Origin of the sequence: Larsenimonas suaedae (assembly GCF_023712105.1) — a bacterium.
Taxonomy (GTDB): Bacteria; Pseudomonadota; Gammaproteobacteria; order Pseudomonadales; family Halomonadaceae; genus Larsenimonas; species Larsenimonas suaedae.
This window is the reverse complement of record NZ_JAMLJI010000001.1, coordinates 1,205,814-1,225,903: the sequence shown is the minus strand read 5'-3', so window position 1 is coordinate 1,225,903 and position 20,090 is coordinate 1,205,814. Positions and strand designations below refer to the sequence as shown.

The 20,090-nt window shown below is 59.5% G+C and carries 18 protein-coding genes and 3 tRNA genes; 16 read left to right on the top strand and 5 right to left on the bottom strand.

Going from position 1 to position 20,090, the window contains the following annotated elements; genetic code table 11:
* Window positions 1–23: 23 nt before the first annotated feature.
* Complete coding sequence (gene pyrG, locus NAT49_RS05710) at window positions 24–1,685, top strand: CTP synthase (protein ID WP_251591681.1); 1,662 nt, start codon at window positions 24–26, stop codon at window positions 1,683–1,685.
* A gap of 212 nt (window positions 1,686–1,897) precedes the next feature.
* A complete protein-coding gene (eno, locus tag NAT49_RS05705; protein ID WP_251591671.1) occupies window positions 1,898–3,190 on the top strand; it encodes a phosphopyruvate hydratase in 1,293 nt (430 codons plus the stop codon).
* 1,239 nt (window positions 3,191–4,429) lie between these two features.
* Here the strand turns inward: eno and fdxA are convergent.
* Window positions 4,430–4,753 (bottom strand): ferredoxin FdxA, encoded by a 324-nt coding sequence (gene fdxA / locus NAT49_RS05700; RefSeq protein ID WP_251591663.1) that lies wholly within the window; start codon window positions 4,751–4,753, stop codon window positions 4,430–4,432.
* 158 nt (window positions 4,754–4,911) lie between these two features.
* Window positions 4,912–7,512 carry a DNA mismatch repair protein MutS gene (gene mutS, locus NAT49_RS05695; RefSeq protein ID WP_251591660.1) on the bottom strand — a complete coding sequence of 867 codons (2,601 nt, stop codon included), beginning with the start codon at window positions 7,510–7,512 and terminating at the stop codon, window positions 4,912–4,914.
* Between the two features lie 95 nt (window positions 7,513–7,607).
* On the opposite strand from mutS, the gene NAT49_RS05690 reads away from it, so the two are divergent.
* From NAT49_RS05690 to NAT49_RS05650, 9 genes are all read left to right on the top strand, one after another.
* A complete protein-coding gene (locus NAT49_RS05690; protein WP_251591652.1) occupies window positions 7,608–8,123 on the top strand; it encodes a CinA family protein in 516 nt (171 codons plus the stop codon).
* A 143-nt stretch (window positions 8,124–8,266) separates the two neighbouring features.
* Window positions 8,267–9,328 (top strand): recombinase RecA, encoded by a 1,062-nt coding sequence (gene recA / locus NAT49_RS05685; protein WP_251591644.1) that lies wholly within the window; start codon window positions 8,267–8,269, stop codon window positions 9,326–9,328.
* Window positions 9,329–9,382: 54 nt separating this feature from the next.
* Window positions 9,383–9,862, top strand: a complete 480-nt coding sequence (locus tag NAT49_RS05680; protein ID WP_251591636.1) for a regulatory protein RecX — start codon at window positions 9,383–9,385, stop codon at window positions 9,860–9,862.
* Between the two features lie 194 nt (window positions 9,863–10,056).
* Window positions 10,057–12,663 (top strand): alanine--tRNA ligase, encoded by a 2,607-nt coding sequence (gene alaS, locus NAT49_RS05675; protein ID WP_251591634.1) that lies wholly within the window; start codon window positions 10,057–10,059, stop codon window positions 12,661–12,663.
* A 60-nt stretch (window positions 12,664–12,723) separates the two neighbouring features.
* On the top strand, window positions 12,724–13,980 hold the full coding sequence (locus NAT49_RS05670; protein ID WP_251591632.1) for an aspartate kinase: 1,257 nt from the start codon (window positions 12,724–12,726) through the stop codon (window positions 13,978–13,980).
* A 160-nt stretch (window positions 13,981–14,140) separates the two neighbouring features.
* A complete protein-coding gene (csrA, locus tag NAT49_RS05665) occupies window positions 14,141–14,326 on the top strand; it encodes a carbon storage regulator CsrA (protein WP_251591631.1) in 186 nt (61 codons plus the stop codon).
* Between the two features lie 136 nt (window positions 14,327–14,462).
* Window positions 14,463–14,555: transfer RNA gene (locus tag NAT49_RS05660), tRNA-Ser, on the top strand.
* 23 nt (window positions 14,556–14,578) lie between these two features.
* Window positions 14,579–14,655, top strand: a tRNA-Arg gene (locus NAT49_RS05655).
* Between the two features lie 58 nt (window positions 14,656–14,713).
* A tRNA-Arg gene (locus tag NAT49_RS05650) sits at window positions 14,714–14,790 on the top strand.
* Window positions 14,791–14,901: 111 nt separating this feature from the next.
* Here the strand turns inward: NAT49_RS05650 and NAT49_RS05645 are convergent.
* The 3 genes from NAT49_RS05645 to lexA all read right to left on the bottom strand — a co-directional run bounded on the left by NAT49_RS05645 (window position 14,902) and on the right by lexA (window position 17,103).
* Entirely contained in the window at window positions 14,902–15,882 is a 981-nt protein-coding gene (locus NAT49_RS05645; protein WP_374708790.1) for a tRNA dihydrouridine synthase, read from the bottom strand.
* 123 nt (window positions 15,883–16,005) lie between these two features.
* Window positions 16,006–16,623: an IMPACT family protein gene (locus NAT49_RS05640; RefSeq protein ID WP_251591629.1), complete on the bottom strand. Its 618-nt coding sequence runs from the start codon at window positions 16,621–16,623 to the stop codon at window positions 16,006–16,008.
* Window positions 16,624–16,626: 3 nt separating this feature from the next.
* Window positions 16,627–17,103 carry a transcriptional repressor LexA gene (gene lexA / locus NAT49_RS05635; protein WP_251591627.1) on the bottom strand — a complete coding sequence of 159 codons (477 nt, stop codon included), beginning with the start codon at window positions 17,101–17,103 and terminating at the stop codon, window positions 16,627–16,629.
* A gap of 185 nt (window positions 17,104–17,288) precedes the next feature.
* On the opposite strand from lexA, the gene ccmA reads away from it, so the two are divergent.
* Genes ccmA through ccmE form a run of 5 tightly spaced genes read left to right on the top strand, consistent with a single transcriptional unit; the run spans window position 17,289 to window position 20,084 of the window.
* Window positions 17,289–17,939, top strand: a complete 651-nt coding sequence (gene ccmA, locus NAT49_RS05630; protein ID WP_251591620.1) for a cytochrome c biogenesis heme-transporting ATPase CcmA — start codon at window positions 17,289–17,291, stop codon at window positions 17,937–17,939.
* Complete coding sequence (gene ccmB, locus NAT49_RS05625) at window positions 17,929–18,624, top strand: heme exporter protein CcmB (RefSeq protein WP_251591618.1); 696 nt, start codon at window positions 17,929–17,931, stop codon at window positions 18,622–18,624. The genes ccmA and ccmB overlap by 11 nt, the downstream gene beginning before the upstream one ends.
* 37 nt (window positions 18,625–18,661) lie before the next feature.
* On the top strand, window positions 18,662–19,414 hold the full coding sequence (locus NAT49_RS05620; protein WP_251591616.1) for a heme ABC transporter permease: 753 nt from the start codon (window positions 18,662–18,664) through the stop codon (window positions 19,412–19,414).
* Between the two features lie 2 nt (window positions 19,415–19,416).
* Complete coding sequence (gene ccmD, locus NAT49_RS05615; protein WP_251591614.1) at window positions 19,417–19,593, top strand: heme exporter protein CcmD; 177 nt, start codon at window positions 19,417–19,419, stop codon at window positions 19,591–19,593.
* Window positions 19,590–20,084 (top strand): cytochrome c maturation protein CcmE, encoded by a 495-nt coding sequence (gene ccmE / locus NAT49_RS05610; protein ID WP_251591613.1) that lies wholly within the window; start codon window positions 19,590–19,592, stop codon window positions 20,082–20,084. The genes ccmD and ccmE overlap by 4 nt, the downstream gene beginning before the upstream one ends.
* Window positions 20,085–20,090 lie beyond the last annotated feature (6 nt).

The window sequence follows — 20,090 nt, the reverse complement described above, 5'->3', positions numbered from 1 at the left end:
CCCATGCTTCTGACAGGTTTTTCATGACACGATATATCTTCGTGACGGGCGGTGTTGTGTCCTCGCTCGGGAAGGGCATTGCCTCAGCCTCACTGGCCGCCATTCTGGAGTCCCGTGGTCTCAAGGTCACCATTCTCAAACTGGACCCCTACATCAACGTCGACCCCGGCACGATGAGCCCTTTCCAGCATGGGGAAGTGTTCGTGACCGAGGATGGCGCCGAAACCGACCTTGACCTTGGCCACTACGAGCGCTTCATTCGCTCCAAGATGACCCAGGGCAATAACTTCACCACCGGGCGTGTCTACGAGCACGTTCTGAAAAAAGAGCGTCGGGGCGATTATCTGGGCGGCACCGTTCAGGTCATCCCGCACATCACCGACGAGATCAAGGAACGCGTCAAGAAAGGCGGTGAAGGCTACGACGTCGCGCTGGTGGAAATCGGCGGTACCGTCGGCGATATCGAATCACTGCCGTTTCTCGAGTCCATCCGCCAGATGCGCTCCGAGCTTGGCAGCCAGCGCGCGATGTTCATGCACCTGACGCTGGTGCCCTACATCAAGACCGCCGGCGAGACCAAGACCAAACCGACCCAGCACAGCGTCAAGGAGCTGCGCTCGATCGGTATCCAGCCCGATGTACTGCTGTGTCGCAGCGAAGTCGAGCTCGAGGAAGGTGAGCGCCGCAAGATCGCGCTGTTCACCAACGTCGAGGAGCGCGCGGTCATTCCGATGCAGGACGCCGACACCATCTACCGCATCCCGCTGATGCTCCATGAGCACGGTCTTGACCAGTTCGTCTGCGACCGGTTGCGTCTGGAGGCCGGTGAGGCGGATCTGTCCGAGTGGGTGCGTGTGCTCGATGCCAAGCTCAATCCGCTCAAATCGATCAACATCGCGATGGTCGGCAAGTACATGGAGCTTCTGGACGCCTACAAGTCCCTGAATGAAGCGCTCATCCATGCCGGCATCCAGACTCGAATCAAGGTCAACATCGATTACGTCGATTCCGAGGAGATCGAACGCGACGGCACGGCGCGACTTGAAGGCAAGGACGCGATTCTGGTGCCGGGCGGCTTCGGATCACGCGGCGTCGAGGGCAAGATCGCGACTGCACGCTTTGCCCGCGAACGCGGTATTCCCTATCTGGGAATCTGCCTGGGTATGCAGGTTGCGATCATCGAATTCGCACGTCACGTCGTCGGCTGGGAAGACGCCACCTCAACCGAGTTCAGCTTCGAGACCAAGCACCCGGTTGTGGGCCTGATCACCGAGTGGATCAACAGCGAAGGCAAGATCGAGGTGCGTGATGAATCCTCCGATCTCGGCGGCACCATGCGCCTGGGTGGCCAGAGCTGCCGCCTGGCACCGAGGTCGAAAGCGGCGGAAGTCTACGGCGCCGACACCATCGTCGAGCGTCATCGCCACCGCTATGAGGTCAACAATCAGTTCGTGGACGCGCTTGAAGAGGCCGGTCTGGTGTTCTCCGGCAAGAGCGTCGATAACTCATTGGTCGAGATGATCGAACTCAAGGATCATCCCTGGTACGTGGCGTGTCAGTTCCACCCGGAATTCACCTCGACGCCCCGTGACGGGCATCCGCTGTTTACCGGCTTCGTCAACGCCGCGCTTTCGCACAAGAACGAGCGGCTTAGAAAGCAAAGCGAGCGTGAGCAGCAAGAGTAAGACGTGCTACATTGCCGACCCTCGGGTCGGCAATTTTTTTGTCGGGTGACTCGAAATCATAACGGGCAGACCTTTCGGGCTGCCCATCCTCGCAGAATTGATACGCTGCGAGAGAGAGGCGAGGCGCCGCGCTCCCGCGGTGCTTTTGAAGGGAAAGGCCCTCCACTTGCGACAAGGGGCAGCAAAGGCGCCCCGGAAAAGGAAGCTTCAAAATGGCAAAGATTGTCGATATTCATGCGCTGGAAGTGCTTGATTCCCGTGGTAACCCCACGGTCTATGCTGAAGTCGTGCTGGACGATGATGCTCGGGGTAACGCCTGTGCGCCGTCGGGCGCCTCCACCGGGTCACGCGAAGCGCTTGAACTGCGCGATGGCGACAAGTCCCGCTATTTGGGCAAGGGTGTGCTGAAGGCGGTCGAGGCGATCAACACCCGCATTCGTGAAGCGCTTCTGGGTATGGACGCGACCGACCAGCGCGCGCTGGACAAGGCGATGCTCGAGCTCGACGGCACCGACAACAAGTCAAATCTTGGCGCCAACGCCATTCTCGCGGTGTCACTCGCTGCCGCCAAGGCCGCCGCAGTCAGCAAGGGGCAGCCGCTTTATGCCCACATCGCTGAGCTGTTTGGTCAGCCTGGCACCTACTCCATGCCGCTTCCGATGATGAACATCATGAACGGCGGCGAGCACGCCAGTAACAACGTCGACATCCAGGAATTCATGATCCAGCCCGTCGGCGTGACTTCCTTCCGCGAAGCGCTTCGTGTGGGTGCGGAAGTCTTTCATGCGCTGAAGAAGGTATTGTCCAACAAGGGGCTTTCCACCTCCGTTGGTGATGAAGGCGGCTTCGCGCCGGATCTCGAGTCCAACGCCGATGCGCTTGCCGCGATCAAGCAGGCCGTCAGCGACGCAGGCTATGAGCTTGGCAAGGACGTGACCCTGGCGCTCGACTGCGCCGCGTCCGAGTTCTACAAGGACGGCCAGTACGTTCTCTCCGGTGAGAACAAGTCCTTCGATGCGGCCGGCTTTGTCGATTACCTGTCCGAGCTCAGCGAACAGTACCCGATCGTGTCTATTGAAGACGGTCTGGACGAATCCGACTGGGATGGCTGGAAGGTGCTTACCGACAAGCTCGGCGACAAGGTTCAACTTGTCGGTGATGACCTGTTCGTGACCAATACCCGCATTCTCAAGGAAGGCATCGACAAGGGCATCGGCAACTCGATCCTGATCAAGTTCAACCAGATCGGGTCGTTGTCCGAAACCCTCGACGCCATCCAGATGGCGCACGACGCCGGTTACACCGCCGTGATTTCACACCGCAGTGGTGAAACCGAAGACGCGACCATCGCTGACCTGGCGGTAGGCACCTGTGCCGGCCAGATCAAGACCGGCTCACTGTCTCGCAGTGACCGCGTGGCCAAGTACAACCGTCTCTTGATCATCGAGAACGAGCTGAATGGCAACGTCGCCTACAACGGGCGAAAGGAAATCAAGGGTCAGTAAGTTGATCCATGTTATGAAAGCCGGCGCAGCACTGCGCCGGCTTTTTTTATGCGTATCAAAAAAAGTGGATGCATACCCTGCTATTAATTAAATTAATAAAAGGGCTTTTTTCAACACCCTGATTTAAAGGGGCTTTGTTTTTTTTAGACAGTCTTTAGACTATTTGCTTGACCCAGTCTCGGTGAGCACCCACCATGAGTATCACTTGCCGCGAGGTAATAAGAGTTTTTTAAGCGAAAGACTATTTTTCAAAATTTTCTTCTAAATACGCTCTTGCATTCAGATAGGCGATCTCGCGAGAAAGATCGACCCTCTGCTCACACATTTACCTGAACCTTTCGACATTTTGAGGCAGGTTCGGCGAGCTGGTTTGGCTCGGCTGGATGCTGAAAAAAGTCATGACACGTTTGGTGCGCCAGGATGGGGTTTCCAAACAAGGATCGTGTCATTGGAACAAGGGTCAACGGAATGATCCGAGGACGAATGGATTCAGGTGCGCTCTTCATTACGCGTGTTCGGCCTTTAAGGGCTCAAGCCCTGGCCGTACGGCAATACACGATCAGTCATCAACGAACACAGTGAACATGACACGTTCGGTATCTCATGGATGAGATTTCCGAACAGGGACGTTGTCATTGGAGAAAGGGTCGATGGATCGGCCCGAGGACGAAGGGAGTCTGGTGGCCTTTGGGGCTACCCCATTATTCACGCTACGTCGATGCCGTCTGATCGGCGAGCTACAACGAATATGACACGTTTGATGCCTCAAGGATGGGGATTTCGAACAGGGACGTTGTCATTGGAGAGAGGGTCGATGGATCGACCCGAGGACGAAGGGAGTCGGCGGCTCTTGATGGGCCGCCCCATTTCAACGCTCGGCGGTCATGTGTTCGATCACAGCCGTCGATGAGAATGAACACCGGTAGCCGTGCACTACGGCCATCGCTATGAACATGACACGTTCGGTGCCCCATGGATGGGGTTTCCGCACAGGGACGATGTCAATGGATGCTGGGCTGATGGATCAGCCCGAGGAAAGAAGGAATGGGCGGCTCATCGAGCCGCCCTTTTTGTTGTCAGATCGATGTTCGCTGTCTCAAGGGCAGTGCTCGTTGTTCATAGAACAGTGCTCAAGCGTCGTGTGATCGCTTGTGCCGGTAAACGCGCTGTTGGCGCGGGCCTTCAGGCATAAAAAAACGCCGGACAATCCGGCGTTTTTTTGAAGAAAGGGCGCAGCTCTTAGCGTTCGAGCATTTCTGCCTTGCCTTCCTTGCCGTTCATTTCATCGGCATTATCCAGCGCGTCCTTGCGTTCACTGATGTTGGGCCAGGTTTCGGCAAGGTCTGCGTTGATTTCGATAAACTTCTCCTGACCTTCCGGCAGCTCGTCTTCGGAGAAGATGGCCTCCGCCGGGCATTCTGGTTCACACAGGGCGCAATCAATGCATTCATCCGGATGGATGACGAGAAAGTTCGGCCCTTCATAGAAGCAGTCCACCGGGCAGACTTCGACGCAGTCGGTGTATTTGCACTGGATACAGTTTTCGGTGACGACAAACGTCATTGTTGTTACTCCTCGGTCACGGATCGGCACGGTTCTTGGACCTGTGTGCCGTTATAGGTCGGTATTCTAGGTGGGGCGAGCGCGTGGCAGCAAGCCAAGCGCGCGCGTCCCTTTATCAATAATGGTGAATAGCCTGATCGGCTTAGAGTGACGCAGCTTTAAAGCGTGCTCTTTAACCGGTAGATCGCATCCAGCGCGTCGCGCGGCGAAAGTGTATCAGGATCAAGGCGCTCGAGCGCCTCGAGCACCGGATGCGAAAGCGTTTCGAACATGTCGCCCTGTGAGGGTGATGCCGGGCCACCTTGCGGTGAAGGTTCAAGGGCGTCGTGCGGTGAGGGGGTAGACGTCGGTGTGCCCTCAAGGCGCTCGAGACGAAGTCTTGCTCGTTCGATGACCGGGCGAGGCACGCCCGCGAGCTGGGCAACCTGAAGCCCGTAGCTCTGATTGGCCGCGCCGGGTTCGACCTTGTGCATGAAAACGATCCGCTCGCCATGCTCGACTGCGTTCAAGTGAACGTTGGCCACGCCTTCGTGCTGGTCGGCCAGAGCGGTCATCTCGAAGTAGTGCGTGGCAAAGAGCGTGTACGCGCCGACCTGAGTCAGGTGCTCGGCGCTGGCCCAGGCAAGCGATAGGCCGTCGAACGTGCTGGTGCCGCGGCCGATCTCATCCATCAGAACCAGACTTTCATGCGTTGCGTTGTGCAGGATGTTGGCGGTTTCGGTCATCTCGACCATAAAGGTCGAGCGTCCGCCGGCCAGGTCGTCCGAGGAGCCGATGCGGGTAAAGATGCGATCGATTGGCCCGATCAGAGCGGCATCGGCCGGTACGAAACTGCCGGTATGCGCTAAAAGCACGATCAGGGCGTTTTGACGCATGAAGGTCGATTTACCGCCCATGTTCGGCCCGGTAATGACCAGCATGCGGGTGTCGCCGTCAAGGCCCATGTCATTGGGCACGAACGGGTGATCGGAAACCCGCTCCACCACCGGATGGCGCCCCCCCTCAATTCGAATGCCCGGCGTCTCCTGAAGCGCCGGGCGCGCAAGCGCGAGCGTCTCGGCCCGCTCGGCGAAGCAGGCCAGTACATCCAGTGAGGCAAGTGCCTGGGCGGTGGACTGAAGCGCGGTCAGTACCTCGTTCAAGGTCTCGATCAGTTGATCATAAATCCACTTCTCGCGCGTCAGCGCCTTGCTCTTGGCAGACAGCGCCTTGTCCTCGAATTCCTTGAGCTCGGGCAGGATGAAGCGTTCGGCGTTCTTGAGCGTTTGGCGGCGGATGTAATCAGCAGGTGCCTCACCGGACTGGGCGCGAGACAGCTCGATGTAATAGCCGTGCACGCGGTTATAACCGACCTTCAAGCTCGACAGGCCCGTGCGCTCCTTTTCGCGCCGCTCCAGCTCGACCAGATACTCGCCTGCGTGTTCGTGCAGGCCACGCAGTTCATCAAGTTCGCTGTCAAAGCCTTCGGCAATGACGCCACCGTCGCGGACGACGACCGGCGGGTTCTCGACCAGTGCCCGATAAAGCGTATCGGCAAGCTCGGGATAGGGCGCGATGTGTGGGATCAAATCGTCGAGCGCGGTGCCTTCGGGCAGCGCATCGAGCGCGTTTTGAAGTGAGGGCAGTTGAAGAAGGGCGTCTCTCAGGCGCGCAAGATCTCTTGGGCGCGCGCTCTTGAGTGCCACCCGGGCAAGAATGCGCTCGATATCGCCAATCGGGCTCAAAAGCGTTCTGAGCGCCTCGCTCTGCGCGTCCTGCAGCAATAGCTGTACGGCGTTTTGACGCGCCGCCACTCGGGACTGGTCCCTGAGGGGGCGGTTCAGCCAGCGTCTTAGAAGGCGAGCGCCCATGGCGGTACAGGTCGTGTCCCAGATGCCTGCAAGCGTATTGTCGCTGCCGCCGGCCAGGTTGCGATCGATTTCGAGGTTGCGACGGCTTGCGGCGTCGATCACGATGGCGTCGTCGCGTTGCTCGACCCCGAGCGAGGTGATGTGAGGGAGCTGGGTTCGCTGGGTGTCGCGCACGTAATCGAATAAGGCGCCGGCTGCGGTAATCGCATGGGGCAGATGGGCACAGCCAAAGCCTGTGAGGTCCTTGACCTTGAACTGATCGCACAAAAGCCGCTCGGACGTGTCGTAATCGAACTGCCAGTCGTTCAGTCGGCGAAGGCCGGTGCGCTCGGCAAGCTGGCCCGGGAGCGTCAACGAATCGCGTACCAGAAGCTCGGCCGGGGCGAGGCGATGCACTTCTGCGAGCATGTCGTCATCGCTTGTGGCCTCAAGGACTGCAAATCGGCCGCTCGAGAGCTCGAGCCAGGCCATGCCCCAGCCACCGTTGGCGGCGTGAATCGCCAGCAGCAGATTGTCGTGATGGGCTTCGAGCAGTGCCTCGTCATACAGGGTGCCTGGCGTGACGATACGAACGACCTGGCGCTCGACCGGGCCCTTGCTGGTTGCCGGGTCGCCGATCTGCTCGCAGATGGCGACCGATTCACCGGCCTTGACCAGACGGGCCAGATACGCCTCGGCGCTGTGGTAGGGCACACCGGCCATCGGGATTGGCTGGCCGGCGGATTGGCCGCGCGCAGTCAGTGTGATGTCCAGAAGCTTGGCCGCGCGCCGGGCATCTTCATGAAACAGCTCGTAGAAATCGCCCATACGATAGAACAACAGGATGTCCGGATGCTCTCGCTTGATCTTGAGGTATTGGGCCATCATGGGGGTGTGCGTTGGGGCCGTTTGCGTCACGATCGTGCTCATCTGCGTTGGGTCATCGATAGGAAGGCGCAAGGGTAGCATGGCCCCTTGATCGGATGTAGAGACAGGGGCGTATCACACCATCGAAGGGAGTGAACATGAACGAGGACATTCTGGCGCTATCGGCGCGTCTTGGCGAAATCTGCCGCGCGCGCGGGATCACGATTACAACGGCCGAATCCTGCACCGGTGGCGGGGTGGGCTGCGCGATCACGGCGGTTTCCGGCAGCTCCGAATATTTCGAGACCGGCTTTATCACCTACTCAAACACTGCCAAGACGCAGCAGCTCGGGGTCAGCGAAAGCGAGCTTGCCGAGCACGGCGCGGTAAGCGCGGCCGTGGTGAAGGCGATGGTGGCCGGTGCGTGCCGGGCAAGCGGGGCGCACTACGCGGTCGCCCTGAGCGGCGTTGCAGGCCCGGGTGGGGGCAGCGTCGAGAAGCCTGTCGGTACGGTATGGATCGGATTTGGGTCGCCCAATGCGTCGGACGCGCTATGCTATCGTTTCGACGGTGATCGTCATGCGGTGCGAACGGAGGCTATCGAGCAGGCGCTCGCGGGGTTGATCGAGCGCTTGAGTGGTGTGCCTGACCCCAATGATCCACCGATACTGTAAATAGAGCTGTATATCTGTACATGGTTTTGGCGATCCATTATACTGCCACCCCATGAGAAATGATCGGCCGGCCCCGAAAGAAACGCGCGTATGACGTCGCAGGCTCGAGCCGCTGATTCCCCTGATTTTCGAAGGAGGCCTTAATGGCACAGGACGACAATCGCAGCAAGGCACTCAACGCCGCGCTTTCCCAGATCGAGCGTCAGTTCGGCAAGGGTGCGGTCATGCGGATGGGCGATACGCCCCGGGTGTCGCTGCCGTCAGTATCCACCGGCTCGCTTGGCCTCGATGTGGCGCTTGGCATCGGCGGGCTGCCGTACGGTCGGATCGTCGAGATCTTCGGGCCGGAATCCTCGGGCAAGACCACGATCACGCTGTCGGTGATCGCTCAGGCCCAGAAGCAGGGCAAGGTGTGCGCCTTTATCGATGCCGAGCACGCGCTCGACCCGAGCTACGCTGAAAAGCTCGGCGTCAATCTCGACGACATGCTGGTCTCCCAGCCCGACACCGGTGAGCAGGCACTTGAGATCTGCGACATGCTGGTGCGCTCCGGCGGCGTTGACGTCATCATCGTCGACTCGGTTGCGGCACTGACGCCGCGCGCCGAGATCGAAGGCGAGATGGGCGATTCCCACGTTGGTCTTCAGGCGCGTTTGATGTCACAGGCGCTTCGCAAGGTGACCGGCCACATCAAGAACGCCAATTGCATGGTGATGTTCGTCAACCAGATCCGCATGAAGATCGGTGTGATGTTCGGAAGCCCCGAGACCACCACCGGCGGTAACGCGCTGAAGTTCTATTCGAGCGTGCGGCTTGATATTCGCCGTACCGGCTCGGTCAAGCAGGGCGACGAGGTGGTCGGTAACGAAACCCGCGTCAAGGTCGTCAAGAACAAGGTGGCGCCCCCGTTCCGTCAGGCCGAGTTCCAGATCATGTACGGCAAGGGCATTCACCACGCAGGTGAAGTGGTCGATCTTGGCGTGCAGTGTGGGCTGGTCGACAAGGCCGGTGCCTGGTACAGCTATAAAGGCAACAAGATCGGCCAGGGCAAGGCCAATGCGTCCCAGTATCTGGAAGAGAACCCGGCCGTCATGAAGGAAATCGAAGACCAGATTCGCGGCCAGCTTCTCGATACGCCTGCCCCGGAGTCTGATACCGAGCAGGAAGGTGTCGCTGCCGACACCGACCCGGACGAGACAATCTGATCGAATGCACTGAAACGGACCCCGCGATGCGGGGTCTTTTTGTTGGATACCGCCATGGCCTTTAACGCTCCCCCTTCAAGCGACACTCCCAAAATCTCCCCGCGCGACGCCGCGATCATGTTGCTTGCGCGCCGCGAATACAGCCGTCATGAGCTCGAAGAACGTTTGACGCGAAAGGGGCATGCGTTTGACGACATCGCCCCCGTTCTTGATGCCTTGATCGAGGAGGGGCTTCAAAGCGATGAGCGCTTTGCCGAGCATTTCGTGCGCGGGCACGTGCTGCGTGGCAATGGCCCCTTGAAGATCCTGTCGGGGCTTCGAAGCCGCGGCATCGATAAAACACTTGCCAAGGAGGCATTGGCCGCAAGCGGGGTTGACTGGTACTCAGCGGCCTGCGAGGCGCTTCAGAAACGTTTTTCAGGCCCTGGCGACAGTGCGCCTGAAAAGGCCAAGCGACTTCGTTTTCTCGCCTCGCGCGGGTATGAAAGTGCACACGCCTACCACGCCATAGAGGTTGCGTTTTCAGACGAATAAGTCTCCGATTCCTACCGAGTAAGCTCCCAGCCTGATTTTCGATCGCCGGTTCTCGGCATGATTGCCCTTTAGTCGCAGCGTGAAGGCGTTATACTAGATCGTCATACAAGCGGCTTGGGGAGGCGTTTTTTAACTCCCGGCCCGTCGACGTCGATGATTTTGGTGCACAACGGCGGCACCACCACGGGAGCATTATGAAAAGCGCAGCACTACGACAGGCGTTTCTTGATTTTTTCGAGCGCGAAGGGCATACCAAGGTGCCTTCCGGCTCACTTGTCCCCGAGAACGATCCTACCGTTCTGTTTACCGTTGCCGGTATGGCGCCGTTCAAGGATGTCTTTCTTGGGCGTGAGCAGCGCCCTTATACGCGCGCGGCGAGCGCGCAGCGCTGCGTACGTGCCGGCGGCAAGCACAATGACCTGGACAACGTCGGTTACACCGCGCGTCACCATACCTTTTTCGAAATGCTCGGCAATTTCAGTTTCGGCGATTACTTCAAACGCGAAGCCATTGATTTTGCCTGGCGGTTTCTGACCGAAGAGCTTGGCCTGCCCAAGGAAAAGCTCTGGATCACGGTGCACGTCAGTGACGATGAGGCGGCTTCGATCTGGCTTGATGAGGTTGGGGTGAGCCCGGACCGGTTCTCGCGGCTCGATGAAGACAACTTCTGGCAGATGGGCGAAACCGGCCCGTGCGGGCCGAGCTCGGAAATCTTTTTCGATCATGGCCCGGAGGTGGCAGGCGGCCCGCCGGGAAGCCCTGATGAAGACGGCGACCGCTACATCGAAATCTGGAACCTGGTCTTCATGCAGTATGACCGCGACAGCGAAGGCACCATGAACCCGCTGCCCAAGCCGTCAATCGATACCGGCATGGGGCTTGAGCGCATGGCGGCCGTGCTTCAGGGCGTGCATTCCAACTACGAGATCGATCTGTTTGAGCGCCTGCTCAAGGCAGCGGCTTCAGCCACCGGTCAGACCGACATTCAGCAGCCGTCGCTGCGCGTCATCGCAGACCACATCCGCTCGTGCTCCTTCCTGATTGCCGATGGTGTACTGCCTTCCAATGAAGGTCGCGGCTATGTGCTTCGTCGTATCATCCGTCGGGCAGTGCGCCATGGCCACAAGCTCGGTCAGGATGAACCATTTTTCCATACGCTGGTCGAGGCGCTCGATCAGGAAATGGGCGAGGCGCATCCTGAGCTTCACAAGGCACGGGCGCAGATTGAGCGCGTACTGCTCAAGGAAGAGGAGCAGTTCGCTCGCACGCTCGATCACGGCATGAAGCTTCTGACAGACGCCATCGAGACGCTCGAGGGTGACACGCTTGACGGCGATACCATCTTCAAGCTGTACGACACCTATGGCTTCCCGTTTGATTTGACCGCCGATGTGGCGCGTGAGCGCGGTATTGGACTCGATGAGCTCGGCTTCCAGCGCGCCCTTCAGGCGCAGCGCGACCGTGCTCGTGCTGCCAGCCAGTTCGGCGCCGATTACACTCCGAGCGTCGAGCTTGAGGGCACGACACAGTTTACCGGCTATGAAGCGACCTCCGGCGACAGCGTAGCGGTCATCGGGCTGGTCGATGACGATGGCAATGTTCAGGAGCGCATCGACGAAGGGCAAACTGCGGTCGTAGTTCTTGCGGAAACGCCTTTTTACGCCGAGTCCGGCGGTCAGGTCGGTGACACCGGTGCGCTGGTCAGTGGCGATACCGTGTTCGAGGTACGAGATACCCAGAAAAAGGGTGCACACCACTTTCATTACGGCCGGGTCACGCGGGGTGCGTTGACGCGGGGCGAAACGGTACGTGCTGATGTCGATGCCGAACGCCGCGCCGCCATTCAGCGAAACCACTCGGCCACCCACCTTTTGCACGAAGCGCTTCGCCGCGTGCTGGGCGAGCATGTCCAGCAGAAAGGCTCGCTGGTCAATGAAGAGCGTCTTCGCTTCGACTTCAGTCATTTCGAGGCCGTCTCACCTGAGCAGCTCGAGCGGATCGAGGCCATCGTCAATGAGCAGATTCTTGCCAACGCACCGGTGAGTGTCGATCACATGAGCCTTGATGACGCCAAGCGCAAGGGCGCGCAGGCGTTGTTCGAAGCCAAATACGGTGAAAACGTGCGCGTGTTGACCATGGGGAGTGAGGCGTTTTCCATCGAGCTTTGCGGTGGCATCCACGTGTCGCGCACCGGTGATATCGGCACTTGCCACATCGTGACCGAAGCAGGCGTTGCCGCAGGCGTTCGTCGCATCGAGGCGGTCACCGGCACGCGGGCGCTGGCCTTTTACCGTGAGCAGGAAGATAGCCTCGAGCGCATCGCCTCGATGCTCAAGGCGCGTCCGGATCAGCTTGAAAGCCGCATCGAGGGCCTGCTTGGTCATCAGCGTGAGCTTGAGAAAACGCTCGAAGCGCTCAAGGCCAAGTTGGCAAGCAGTGCCGGCAACGATCTGCTGTCCGAGGCGCGTGATATCAATGGTGCCAAGGTCATTGCCCGCCAGGTCGATGGCGTAAGTGGCAAGGATCTGCGCACATTGATGGATCAGCTCAAGAGCAAGCTGGCCTCCGGCGTAGTGGTGCTCGGTACCGCTCAGGAAGGTAAGGTTAGCCTGATTGCGGGCGTCACCAGCGATCTGACCGATCGGGTCAAGGCGGGTGAGCTGATCAACGTCGTGGCCGAGCAGGTTGGCGGCAAGGGTGGCGGCCGTGCCGACATGGCGCAAGCCGGCGGAAAGGACGCAGCCGCACTGCCTGGCGCACTGGAAAGTGTCTTTGCCTGGACGTCTCAAAAACTGGATTGAACGGGCGACAAAGTTCCGGAGAGAACCTACAATTCATAACATAGGTTAAATAGGAATCGCATGGCCTTATACGTACAAAAATTTGGCGGTACTTCCGTCGGGTCGGTCGAGCGCATCAAGTCGGTCGCGGAGCGCGTCAAGCGGTTCCGCGATCAGGGCCATCAGGTCGTGGTGGTGGTCTCGGCGATGAGCGGTGAGACCAACCGCCTGATTGGACTTGCCGAAGAGATCAACGAGGAGCCGACGCCTCGCGAAATGGACATGCTGGTCTCGACCGGTGAGCAGGTCACCATTTCGCTGCTGGCGATGGCGCTTCACCGACTCGGCGTTCCGGCGACCTCCTATACAGGGGCGCAGGTCGGTATTCGAACCGACAGCGCGCACACCAAGGCGCGGATCCAGAACATCGAGACCAACGATCTCCAGCAGGACCTCGATGACGGTCAGGTGATCGTGGTGGCAGGCTTTCAGGGGGTCGATGATGAAGGCAACATCACAACGCTTGGACGGGGTGGTTCGGACACGACCGGTGTAGCGCTCGCTGCCGCACTCAATGCCGATGAATGCCAGATCTACACCGATGTCGATGGCGTCTACACCACCGATCCGCGCGTCTGTTCGCGGGCGCGCCGACTGAAAACGGTCACGGTCGAGGAAATGCTTGAAATGGCAAGCCTTGGCTCGAAAGTACTTCAGATTCGCGCTGTCGAGTTTGCCGGAAAATACAATGTGCCACTGCGGGTCCTGTCGTCCTTCGATGAAGAAGGCGAGGGCACGCTGATCGTTGCTGAACACCAGGAGAGTGATACCACCATGGAAGAGCCGCTCATCTCAGGCATCGCGTTTAATACCAACGAAGCCAAACTGACGGTATTGAGTACGCCTGACGTACCCGGCGTGGCTTCCAAGATTCTCGGCCCGATTTCGGACGCCAATATCGAAGTCGATATGATCGTTCAAAACGTTGCACCGATCGGCGATCACACGGATTTCACCTTCACCGTTTCGAAGGCGGACTACCGCCAGACCCAGAAGATCCTGGAGAACACGGTGTTGCCGTCTCTCGGAGGCGGCGAAGTGCGCGGCGACGATCAGATCGCGAAAGTGTCACTTGTAGGTGTCGGCATGCGCTCTCACGCAGGCGTTGCCTCAAAGATGTTTCGTGTGCTGGCTGAGGAAGGCATCAATATCCGCATGGTGTCCACTTCAGAGATCAAGATTTCGGTCGTGATCGATGAGAAGTTCATGGAGCTTGCCGTGCGTTCACTGCACACGGCATTCGGACTCGATCGGGATGATGTAAAAGAAGAAGCTTAATCGAAGCGGAGCACGGGAAACGATTTCTTGCGTGTACCGCGGCGTTTTACGTTTATTTAAACTAGTTTAAAGTCTTGTGTTGTTGGAACGCGGCGTTATCTTCCCCCATAATGCCGCGTTTCAATTACTGGACGCTGTAGCTGAAAGGGAGTTCTTTATAATGCTGATACTTACCAGGAGGGTCGGTGAGACGCTCATGATTGGGGATGAAATAACGGTGACCGTGCTGGGTGTCAAAGGCAACCAGGTTCGCCTGGGCGTCAATGCACCGAAAGATGTGTCCGTTCACCGCGAAGAAATCTATCAACGAATTCAGCAGGAAAAAGACGACGACACACCGTCGTGAATGCATGGCCACATGGCGCGTTGCAGGCGCCAGTTATAGCGTAACCGATCTTGCCGACAAACTTTTTTGGACCGATTTAAAAACCGCTCTAGACAATGTCTTTTAAAATCGGTAATATGCGCGCCGTACCGATGAGGGAGAGGTGGCCGAGTGGCTGAAGGCGCTCCCCTGCTAAGGGAGTATAGGGTTTATAGCCCTATCGAGGGTTCGAATCCCTCTCTCTCCGCCACATCGGCACAAAGCTGTTTGAAAGCGCCCGTAGCTCAGCTGGATAGAGTATCTGACTACGAATCAGAGGGTCGGAGGTTCGAATCCTCCCGGGCGCGCCAAACTGCTTGTTTTATGATGAGCAACTGGGTGCACCGATTCAGTGATTATCATAGTTATGCGCCCGTAGCTCAGCTGGATAGAGTATCTGACTACGAATCAGAGGGTCGGAGGTTCGAATCCTCCCGGGCGCGCCAGAATACGAAAAAGGCTTCCTTTAAACAGGAAGCCTTTTTTTATGTCGGTCACATTTAAATGTCGGTCACTTTTAAAAAGGGTGTTCTTGGCCGACGACGCCAGGTTTCGGGTCAAAGTGTTGCGGCCAGGCCATCAACAAGGCGCGGCAGTTCCTTTTCACGCTTCAACGCATGAAAGTGCGCCTCGGCCACGGGATTGTTTAAGCGCATCATGTTGAGCCACTGCTTCAGAAGCGACAGTACCACCTTGGCGGGCAAATCCTGGTGCGTGCGTTCAAAGTAGTTCAAAAGCGTTTGTGCGTTGACGGACCAGGGCGTTGCCGGAAGCGTCTCACCGGTTGCCTGCCAGGTTTTAATGCGCCGGGCGAGCCAGGGGTCGGCCAGAAGGCCACGCCCGATCATCGCCTGTGAGCAGCCAGACAGCGACGTTGCACGCCAGTAGTCGGGCAGGCGATGAATGTCGCCATTGACGACCACCGGCATTTGTACGGTATGCCGTATTCGGCTGACCCACTCCCAATGCGCAGGCGGTCGATACCCTTCCTTTTTGGTGCGCGCGTGCACCGTGAGCCATCGGGCGCCGGCGTCCTCGCAGGCGCGTGCGCAGGCAAGCGCGAGCTGCTTGTCATCAAAGCCAAGCCGAATCTTGGCCGTGACCGGAATATTGAACGGCGCGAGCGCATCGCCCACGGCCTGAATCAGCGCGTTCATGTGCGCAGGTCGTCGCAGGAGCGAGGCGCCGCCGTCGTGTCGATTGACAAGCTTTGCCGGGCAGCCGAAGTTGATGTCGATACAGGCTGCGCCAAGCCGCGCGGCCTGGGCGGCGTTGTTCGCCATCATCACGGGGTCCGAACCCAGAAGCTGCACGTGCACCGGTGTGCCATCCGTGGTGCGCGAGGCCGTCTTGAGTTCAGGGCAGAGCCGATAGAATGTGCGCGGTGGCAAGACTGTGTTGGTTACGCGCACGAATTCGGTCACGACCCAGTCAAGGCCGCCCTGTTCACAGAGCATGGCGCGTGTGGTGGCGTCGATGACGCCCTCCATGGGGGCAAGGCCGAGCGCGCCGGCAGGAAGGTCTGGCAAGGTAGACACGAAGCGATCACTTGGTTGGAATGGCACGGGGGCGCTGATAGTAAGAAGCGCGTGGTCGAATAGCAAGAGAGGTTGCGCGTAGGCGCCAGGGTAGCGCGTAGGCGCCAGGGTAGTGCGCAGCGCTCAGGGATCGATCAGGTGTACGCTACCGGCCAACCGGGCATTGAGGGCGCTCAGATCAAGCGTGTGATCCATCGGCCAGGCAAGGGTCAGGCGCACCCCGGTCGCGGAATACTCGACCTGCTCGATCAGTGCGTCGTGCTGGTCGGCCCATTGGCGGGCGCCTTGTTCGCCAGCAAAGGGAATTTCGAGCTGTATGGGCGTTCTTGGCATGAAATTCGAGGTTGGGAGTGTCTCCAGCGCAAGCGTTACGCACTTGGCGTAGGCCCGAGCCAGACCGCCGGTGCCGAGCTTGATGCCGCCGAAGTAGCGAATCGCCACGCAGGCGATCTGGCCGATCTGGCTGCCCTCGAGCGCCTGATACATGGGTCGACCGGCCGTGCCGCCGGGTTCACCGTCATCGGAAAAACCGATGGCCTGCTGCTCGCCCGGCGCGCCGGCAATGAAGGCCAGGCAGTGATGGCGTGCGCTCGGATGGTGCGCTCGCGCCCGGGCCAGCAGCCGTTGGGCGTCATCGGGGGTATTTACCTGTGCGACCCAGCTGATGAATCGGCTTTTTTGAACATCGAACTCCGCCTCATGCGGGGCATCGACACTCGGTGTGGGAATCGGGTAGGGCATCGCTTACGCGACCTGGTCGGTTGGGTGGCGGGCCACGCCCATGACCAGACCGAGCACCTGGATGTCGTCGTTTTTAAGATAAATCGGCGGCATGGTGTCGTTGGCGGGCTGAAGTCGCACACCGTGTTTTTCGATGTAGAGCTTTTTGAGCGTCACTTCCTGATTGTTGATCAGGATGACCGCTGTCTCGCCGTTTTCCGCCGACTCAAGGCGCTCGATGATGATGATGTCACCGTCGAAGATATTGCAATCGATCATGGAGTCACCGCGCACCTTCAGTGCGTAGGTGTTGCGACGCACCATCTGGCTTGGAATGCGAACGGTGTCGTTGACGCTACAGGCCTCGATGGGCATGCCGGCAGACACATAACCAAGCAGGGGAACATCCGTGAACTGATCGGATTGGACATCTTCCCAGGCGTTGGCGTCCAGCGGCAGGTTGGGCAGGCGGTGCAGGAAGTGCGGTTCGGCAGTCGACATGACAGGAGACTCCTTCGGGCGATCCTGGAGGGAGGGGGCATCATAGCAGGGAGCGGTCGGGATTATCATCTCCTGGATAAGCCATGGCGTGTGGCCCGTATTGGACGTTCGTAGTAAAGTGTCGCGCTCGTGAACGAAGGGCGCGCCGTGATGATCCCGCGCGTGACAACGAAAGGCAGGTAGGTTTGAGGGTTCAACTCGAAGGGCGGCAGCTTGGCTGTGAGCGCGATGAACGGTGGTTGTTTCAGGCGCTCGAGTTTTCGATCGAAGACGGCGATCTCTGCCGCGTCGAAGGTCCGAACGGCAGCGGCAAGACCAGCCTGATCAAGATGCTGACCGGTCAGCTCGAGCCGAGCGAAGGCGCGGTGCTGTGGCAGGGAAAACCGCTTCCAAAAGCCCGCGCTGCATTTCATGGCGCACTGGTCTACAGCGGCCACCTGTCAGGTGTGAAAGAGGCGCTGACGCCACTGGAGAACCTGAGCTGGTATCAGGCGATTGGCATCGATGACGATGCCCGCTCGGTGGCGGCGTGCTGGCAGGCGCTCGACGCCGTCGGGCTCAAGGGGTTCGAGGATATTCCGGTCGCGCAGCTCTCTGCCGGTCAGCGGCGACGGGTTGGTCTGGCCCGGCTTCATCTATTGAACCGGCCGCTCTGGATTCTCGATGAGCCGTTCACCGCCATCGACCGTGAGGGGGTTGCTGCGCTTGAACATTTGGTGGCTGAGCACTGTCACAAAGGTGGCGCGGCTATCGTGACCACACACCACGCCTTTTCAAGCGTTGCGTTTACTCGCCGCATTGGCCTTGATGGTCACGGAGGTCATCATGTCCTCTGAGGGCGGCCACAGCTGGGCGCGCGCCTTTCGGTACACCTTTGTTCGGGACCTGCGGCTTCGCATTCGCCATGGCAGTGAGTGGGGCAGTCCCTTGATCTTTTTCGCGCTGATCGTGACGCTCTTTCCGCTGGCGACCACGCCGGATCGCACGGTGCTTGTCACGTTCGCGCCCGGTATCTTGTGGGTCGCCGCGCTTCTGGCCGTGCTCTTGTCGCTGGATGCGCTGTTTCGTGAGGACCACGACGACGGCACGCTCGAGCAGATGTTGCTCTCGCCGGTGCCGGCCTGGCTACTGGTGCTTGCCAAGATGTGCGCCCACTGGGTCATGGCCGGGCTGCCGCTGGCGCTGATGTCGCCGGTGCTGGGCCTGATGCTGGCCTTGCCGTCGTCGGTATTCTGGGTGACGGCGCTTTCGCTTGCACTTGGAAGCGCCACGTTGATTCTGATCGGGGCCATTGGCGCAGCGTTGACGGTGGGTGTGCGCCGCGGCGGGCTTTTGCTTGCGCTGATGATTCTGCCGCTCTACATCCCGGTGTTGATCTTCGGTGCGGGCGTGGTGCGCCTTGCGCTCGACGGCGTTGACGTCACGCCGTACCTGGCGATTCTCGGCGCGATGTTTGCCGCGGCGCTTGCGCTGTCGCCGTGGGCAAGTGCCGCGGCCCTGCGTCTTGCCCATAGTGGCTGAACTCACACTCTCTCTTGTCTAGTTGAGCAAACGACCGATGTGGCAATGGATACATAAATGGGCCTCGCCAAAGCACTTCTACCGCGTGAGTACGCGGGGCGCGCCCTGGCTCTGGGGGCTTGCCCTGATCTTGCTGCCGGTCGGGGCGCTGTGGGGCCTTGCGTTTGCACCGGCCGATTACCAGCAGCACGACAGCTTTCGCATTATCTACGTACACGTGCCGAGCGCGATGCTTGCCGAGTCGTGTTTTGCACTCATGGCCGTGTGCGCCGTGGTCTTTTTGGTCTGGAAGATCAAGCTTGCCGACATCGTTGCCAAGGTCGCTGCGCCCTTCGGCGCCAGCATGACGTTTGCCGCGCTCTTTTCAGGCGCCGTGTGGGGCATCCCCACCTGGGGGACCTGGTGGGTGTGGGACGCGCGCCTGACCTCGATGCTGATTCTGCTGTTTCTGTACTTCGGCATCATCGCGCTACGCTACGCCTTTGCCCGTGAACACAGCGGCGGCCGCGCCGCGGCGGTGCTGTCGCTGGTGGGCGTGGTCAATCTGCCGATCATCAAGTACTCGGTCGAGTGGTGGAATACCCTGCACCAGACAGCCTCATTCAGCCTGACCAAGGCGCCGTCGATGCCTGAAAGCATGTGGGTGCCGCTTCTTCTGATGATGCTTGGCGCCTATGCGCTGTTCGGCGCCGTGGTGCTGTCACGAACGCGCAACGAGATTCTTCGCCGGGAGCATCGCGCCCGCTGGGTTCGGGCGCTGATTACCGACACCTGCGACAAGGAACACTGATCGTGGCATTTCAAACACTCAACGAATTTCTGAGCATGAACGGCTATGGCGTCTACGTCTGGTCGGCGTGGGCGATGGTCGTGGGCGCCTGGGGTGTTCAGGCCGTCTGGGTGCACCTCGAGTACCGCCGCGTGCGCGCCGGTATCCTGCGCCAGATTCGCCGTGAGGCGCGCTCATGAACGCGGTTCGAAAACGCCGGCTCATGATCGTGCTGGGGCTGGTGGCGCTGGTCGCCGTGACTGTCACGCTGATGCTCTTTGCGCTGCGCCAGAACATCAACCTGTTCTATAGCCCCGAGCAGATCGTTGGCCAGGAGGCCCCGACAGGGCGACAGATCCGTGCCGGTGGCATCGTCGAAAAAGGAAGTGTTGATCGCAATCAGGACTCGCTTGTGGTCACGTTCACGGTCACCGACTTCAAGGCCCGGGTGCCGGTGCGCTTTGACGGCATCCTGCCGGATCTTTTCCGGGAAGGGCAGGGCATTGTCGTGATCGGAACGCTTGACGCCTCGGGCACGCTTGATGCGTCGCAGGTGCTTGCCAAGCACGATGAAAACTACATGCCCAAGGAAGTGGCGGACGTGCTCGACAAGGAAGGGCTTTCGCCCGAGGATTACCGCGCGGCCCGGGCCGAGGGCAAGCTCTCCTACCCCGAGGCCGACCGGCCATGACGGGAT

What these genes read in the sequence shown, in the direction of transcription:
- csrA (WP_251591631.1), top strand. Translation starts at nt 14,141, where the DNA reads ATGCTGATACTTACCAGGAGGGTCGGTGAGACGCTCATGATTGGGGAT.
- fdxA (WP_251591663.1), bottom strand. Translation starts at nt 4,753, where the DNA reads ATGACGTTTGTCGTCACCGAAAACTGTATCCAGTGCAAATACACCGAC.
- lexA (WP_251591627.1), bottom strand. Translation starts at nt 17,103, where the DNA reads ATGTCGACTGCCGAACCGCACTTCCTGCACCGCCTGCCCAACCTGCCG.
- ccmE (WP_251591613.1), top strand. Translation starts at nt 19,590, where the DNA reads ATGAACGCGGTTCGAAAACGCCGGCTCATGATCGTGCTGGGGCTGGTG.
- NAT49_RS05670 (WP_251591632.1), top strand. Translation starts at nt 12,724, where the DNA reads ATGGCCTTATACGTACAAAAATTTGGCGGTACTTCCGTCGGGTCGGTC.
- NAT49_RS05620 (WP_251591616.1), top strand. Translation starts at nt 18,662, where the DNA reads ATGTGGCAATGGATACATAAATGGGCCTCGCCAAAGCACTTCTACCGC.
- mutS (WP_251591660.1), bottom strand. Translation starts at nt 7,512, where the DNA reads ATGAGCACGATCGTGACGCAAACGGCCCCAACGCACACCCCCATGATG.
- NAT49_RS05640 (WP_251591629.1), bottom strand. Translation starts at nt 16,623, where the DNA reads ATGCCCTACCCGATTCCCACACCGAGTGTCGATGCCCCGCATGAGGCG.
- alaS (WP_251591634.1), top strand. Translation starts at nt 10,057, where the DNA reads ATGAAAAGCGCAGCACTACGACAGGCGTTTCTTGATTTTTTCGAGCGC.
- eno (WP_251591671.1), top strand. Translation starts at nt 1,898, where the DNA reads ATGGCAAAGATTGTCGATATTCATGCGCTGGAAGTGCTTGATTCCCGT.
- pyrG (WP_251591681.1), top strand. Translation starts at nt 24, where the DNA reads ATGACACGATATATCTTCGTGACGGGCGGTGTTGTGTCCTCGCTCGGG.
- ccmB (WP_251591618.1), top strand. Translation starts at nt 17,929, where the DNA reads ATGTCCTCTGAGGGCGGCCACAGCTGGGCGCGCGCCTTTCGGTACACC.
- NAT49_RS05690 (WP_251591652.1), top strand. Translation starts at nt 7,608, where the DNA reads ATGAACGAGGACATTCTGGCGCTATCGGCGCGTCTTGGCGAAATCTGC.
- NAT49_RS05680 (WP_251591636.1), top strand. Translation starts at nt 9,383, where the DNA reads ATGGCCTTTAACGCTCCCCCTTCAAGCGACACTCCCAAAATCTCCCCG.
- recA (WP_251591644.1), top strand. Translation starts at nt 8,267, where the DNA reads ATGGCACAGGACGACAATCGCAGCAAGGCACTCAACGCCGCGCTTTCC.